The 5,407-nt window shown below is 34.4% G+C and carries 3 protein-coding genes; all 3 read right to left on the bottom strand.

Annotation, left to right across the window (positions count from 1 at the left end; genetic code table 11):
* Window positions 1-1,097, bottom strand: a 1,097-nt coding sequence (locus PHC28_RS15190) for a sugar-binding domain-containing protein (RefSeq protein ID WP_300102528.1), incomplete at its 3' end; no start/stop codon positions are given.
* Window positions 1,098-1,291: 194 nt separating this feature from the next.
* Window positions 1,292-3,223 carry a glucosamine-6-phosphate deaminase gene (gene nagB, locus PHC28_RS15195; RefSeq protein ID WP_300102531.1) on the bottom strand — a complete coding sequence of 644 codons (1,932 nt, stop codon included), beginning with the start codon at window positions 3,221-3,223 and terminating at the stop codon, window positions 1,292-1,294.
* A gap of 245 nt (window positions 3,224-3,468) precedes the next feature.
* Window positions 3,469-5,407, bottom strand: a 1,939-nt coding sequence (locus PHC28_RS15200; protein ID WP_300102533.1) for a sialate O-acetylesterase, incomplete at its 5' end; no start/stop codon positions are given.

Genomic DNA, 5,407 nt, shown 5'->3' on the forward strand with positions numbered 1-5,407 from the left:
TCTAAACTCTGTTTTGTGTCACGGAGGAAAATATCGTCAGTCCAACCGGCTCCTTTGATTACTATTTTCTTGCCGTTAAGTATAAATCCTTTGTGTCCCTCTGGAGTAAAATAAGTGTCAATTTCTCTAATTCCAAAAGTAATCTCTTCTGAATCGCTAGTGTTTTTTTTGGTTTCGAAACGTAGAGAAAGCTTTTCTAAGTTGGGTTCGCCAAGATTATTGCACCACCAAAGTTTTGGATTTTTAATGTATAAAGAAGCTATTTCTTTCGAAGTTAAGGTTAAACTTCTGGTTTGGTTAGGATTTAATTTTACAGGAAAACGAAATTCATTCTCACCAATTTTACCAATTAATGTTCCAGAAACAATTTGAGAGGTATAGTTTTTTAGTTCGGTTTTTACTGTAAGCCAAGCTTCTTTGAGCGTTGTGGTATTTACTTTTGATTGAACTGCAGTGTTCTTTAGCCCAACTGCGCCATCGATTTCAATATATACAGGACGCCAAATTCCCATATTTTCATCTAAAGGTCTTGGATTCCAATCTACAAATCCAGTATTAAAATCGCCAGGTTGTGCCCGAAATATTTCAACGGCAAGAACGTTTCCTTTCTTTTTGGCAACAGCCGTAATGTCAAATTCAAACTGTCTAAATGTGCCGAAAACTTTATCGCGTGAAGCTATCAATTTCCCGTTTAGCCAAATATTAGCATAATAATTTATTCCGTCAAAGTGAAGTGAAATGTTGTTTTCCGGGAGTATACTAGGCAAATCGAATTCTGTTTTATACCACCAAGAATCATCAAATTGAGTTTTGTCTATTTTAGTATAATTATCACCTTCGAAAATGTCTTTATACAAACCGTTTGCAGTTAAAACTCCCATAACTGTTGAAGGTACGCTTGCAGTATACCAACTTTTAGAGTCATTTGAAGCAGAAGAAATGGTTGTTCCATCACTTAAAATTTTCTTGTTTTGTTGAACTTTCCAGTTTTCTTTTAACAGTATTTGTCTTGAGACCAATGGTTTTATTGAAGAAAATGTTTGTTGTGAAAAGATAATAATTAGCAACAGTATAATTGCCCTTGATGTTTTTTTCATAATTTTTATAAATTATTTTTTAATCTTTTAAGCTGTGTTGTTTTTGTTATAATATCAAAAATACAAAAAAGATCAACTTTTATGTTGTGATACTATAGGATGTTTTCTGGGGGTCATTTTTTTATTTCACAAAAATCCCTGCAAGTTTTCCAGTACCCGCAGGGAAAATTAACTAAAAAGCTAACCAAAACTTTTTAAAAATAATATCTTTTAAATGCTTCCATTGCTGTGTATTCGGCAAGTCCTAAAGCATTATAAGTGTCTGCGGTTTTTTTTGTTCTTTCTTCCACTCTTACCCAAAATTCTCTCGAATCTTCACCTTGAAACATCACGTTGTCTTTTTGAGATTGGTGGTAAAAAATAGCTTTTCTTTTCTTTAAAACTTGGTCTTCACTCATAGGGACGGCCATCTCAATTTCATAAGGTTCCCATTCGTGCCAAGCTCCGCGATACAACCAAACCCAACAATCTTTAATAAAAGTCTCATTTTTTAATTCTTCTATTGCTGCAAAAATAGCATCCAAACAAACTTTATGGGTTCCGTGAGGATCAGCTAAGTCGCCAGCGGCAAAAATTTGGTGTGGTTTTATTTCTGTAATCAATTGGCTTACAATTTCTATATCTCTTGATCCAAGATTATTTTTCTTTACAGTTCCAGTTTCATAAAAAGGCATATCTAAAAAGTGAACTCGATTGTCGGGAAGACCTAAATATCGAGTTGCACCCAATGATTCTTTTCGTCTAATTTTCCCCTTTATTTTGCGAATAATTAATTCATCGCTTTTGCTAATTTTTCTTGTTTGCAATGCAAGAATTACATTTTTTATGGATTCATTAGTATCATCAGTAATATCCAAGGCTACTTCGGCATATCGTAAGGCTTCTTCATCAGAAACGGCAATATTTCCCGAGGTTTGATAGGCAACATGTACTTCGTGTCCTTGTTCAACAAGTCTGTCGAATGTGCCTCCCATCGAAATTACATCGTCGTCTGGATGAGGACTGAAAATGATGATTTTTTTCTTTGCAGGCAACGCTCTTTCGGGTCTGTTTTCGTCACTCGAATTGGGTTTTCCTCCTGGCCACCCAGTGATGGTGTGTTGTAATTTGTTAAACATCTTAATGTTCAAATCATAAGCTGGACCTTCTTCCGCAAGCAAACCTGACATTCCATTGTCGTTATAATCCTTGTCGTTAAGTTTTAAAACTGGTTTTTTTGTTTTTTCGCAAAGCCAAACGATTGCTCTGCTTTTTAATTCTTCTGTCCAAATGCAGGAAGACACAAGCCATGGAGTTTTTATTCGAGTAAGTTCAGACGATGCTTCTTTGTCTAATACAAAGGTGGTATTGTTATGACTTTGCAAATAAGTGGCGGGAACTTGTGATGAAACATCTCCTTCGATGGTTTCTCTAATGATATCGGCTTTATTTTCTCCCCAAGCCAAAAGCACGATTCTTTTTGCTTTTTTTATGGTGCCAATTCCCATTGTAATGGCTCTTCGAGGAACGTTGTTTATTCCTAAAAAGGATTGTGCAGCGTCAGCTCTTGTTATATGATTTAAGGTTATACTTCTTGTGCCAGAATTAAAATGGGAACCTGGTTCGTTAAAACCAATATGTCCTGTTCGTCCAATTCCAAGTAATTGAAAATCCAATCCACCTGCTTTTAAGATTGCCGCTTCATAGTCCAAACAATATTGATCCAAGTTTTCTTGCGCTATCATTCCGTTTGGAATATGAACATTTTCTTGTTTTATATCGATATGCTTGAAAAGATTTTCGTGCATAAAATGGTGGTAACTTTCTATATTATCCTTTTCCATCGGATAATATTCGTCAAGATTGAAAGTAATTACGTTGTAAAAACTCAACCCTTCTTCTTGATGCAATCTAATTAGCTCTTCATAGACTTTTATAGGTGATGAGCCTGTTGCAAGTCCTAAAATGCAATTTTCGTTTTTAGATTGTTTGTCCTGAATTATTCTCGCTATTTCTTGAGCAACAATTTTAGAAGCGATTCCAGATGATTTGAAAATGGTGTTGTGTATTTTTTCAAATCTAGTTTCTTCAAATTGTCCTGATTCTTTGTGTGAAATCGAAAAATGATTGTTTTCTTGATTTTGCATTTTCTTGTAAAGCGTTTATTTTGTTTAAGCTATGCTACAAATCTATTTCTAAATGGAGGAAAACAAATAGGAATATGCGTATTATATTCTTCAAAACACGCAATGTTTTTATATGCGTAAATTGTTTTTAATGAATATTTAAAAGAATTGTTTTAAATTTAAACAAACAAATCCATATTGTAGATGAAACAAAAAAAGTGCAGCGTTTATTCTGCACTTTAATGGGTTTTTTATTTGGAAAAGAATTATTTTACTATTTTATACTCCATAGCATCAGTTACATTTTTCCAATTATCCGTTCTGAAAGGTTCGGCTGGAAATCCTTGTTTATTGTATAGATTATTATCACTTGCATCATCAGCCCAACCCAAATGTACTGCAACTGGATTGGTAACATTTTCATTGTAAATAATTACCTTATTATTGACAATTTGAGCATTGGCATAATGAAAAACCTTATCTTCTCCAGCAATTTCAAACCCTTTTAAGCAACCATATTTATCTGGAGTTGATAATCCTGAACCAATATTTTCAAAGGAAACTACAATTTTGTTTCCTTGAATTTCCATTGATTTATATGTTGGTCCTGTGCAAACGATATTTTGGTTGTAAATGTTTTTTAAAGCGATTGCTGCCAAACGTTTTCCTACATCTTGTTTATTAGTGGGATGAATGTTTGTTGGATTACCAATATCAGTTGTTACACACATTCCGGTATTTGGAAGTTTTAGAGTTTGGGTTTGTGCTTCTCGAAGTTCTGCCCACATACTTCCGTTGTTGCTATTGCCATTAGTTTCATTAAAGCTAGAAATTTGTACAAAATAAAAAGGAAAATCTCCTTGATTCCATTTTTTTCTCCAATCGTTAATTAATAATGGAAAAGCCTTTTTGTATTGTTGTGCTCTCCAAGCATTTGATTCTCCTTGATACCATAAAACTCCTTCAAATGCATAGGGAATTAAAGGATTTACCATAGCGTTAAACAATAATGATGGATAACTATTAGGTCCAACCTCACTATTTATAGATTCTACTTGATATTTCCATTTTCCGTTTAACGGAATAATTTTTTCTCCAATAATGAGTTTAAAATCATCTGACTCATCATAAATTCCACCGCCACCGCCTCCATCAACCACACGGATTGAGATGGTATTTTTACCTTCTTTTAAAATCCCCGCAGGAATAGAATATTTTCTTCTTGCATCCCAGTTGTCATTTCTGCCAACTTCTACACCATTTACATAACTTATATCTTCATCATCAATTTTTGATAATTCAATCGTGGCCTCTTTTCCGGCATCGTTTGCCGAAAGTGTAATTGTTTTTCGCAACCAAACTATACCATCAAATTCTCCCAAATCTTGACTTTCCCAAGCTTCGGGTTCGTTGAGTTCCGGCCAAGCCGAATCATTGAATGCAAATTCTTTAAACATTTCTGCTTTTGCAGGATCTATTTTGGAACCTTGAAGTTCTTCCACTCTTTTTGCTACTGATTTATTGAAAACTTTCGAAATAGAATCAAGATTGACATTTGGCATTTCAGTAATCATTTTTTTGAATTCGTCACTGCTTTCAAATGCTTCACGGCTTGTCCAAGTTTCTGAAACTGTTCCTCCCCAAGAAGTGTGAATTAATCCAATTGGGATTTTTAATTCTGAGTAGATTTTTTTTGCAAAAAAGTAACCAACGGCCGTAAAATTCCCCACAGTAGATTTATTGCAAACTTCCCACTTTCCTTCTTTTAAATCATTTTTTGGGAGAGAACTAACATCTCGACCAACAGTGAATTCACGGATAAAAGGATAATTGGCGGCGTTTATTTCTTTCTCGGCATTGGCAGCTTCGCTAACCGTGAACGCCATATTAGATTGTCCGCTGCAAATCCAAACTTCACCAACCAAAACATTTTTTACAACAATTTTATTTTTCCCTTTTATGGATAATAGATAGGGTCCGCCCGCATTTTCAGCATCTAAACGAATAATCCATTTTCCGTTTTTATCGGCTTTTGTGGTTTTTGTTTGCTTGTTGAACTTGATTTCGATTTTCTCATTGGCATCAGCCCAACCCCAAACCGGAATCAATTTATTTCTTTGCAAAACCATATCATCGGCAAATAATTTGGGCAAACGAACATTGGCATTGGCACAAATACTGAATGCCAATAATAGAAATAATAAC

This window comes from Flavobacterium sp. (genome assembly GCF_028712645.1).
Lineage (GTDB): Bacteria > Bacteroidota > Bacteroidia > Flavobacteriales > Flavobacteriaceae > Flavobacterium.

Excerpts from the sequence above, each read along its gene's own strand:
- nagB (WP_300102531.1), bottom strand. The coding sequence starts at position 3,223 with ATGCAAAATCAAGAAAACAATCATTTTTCGATTTCACACAAAGAATCA.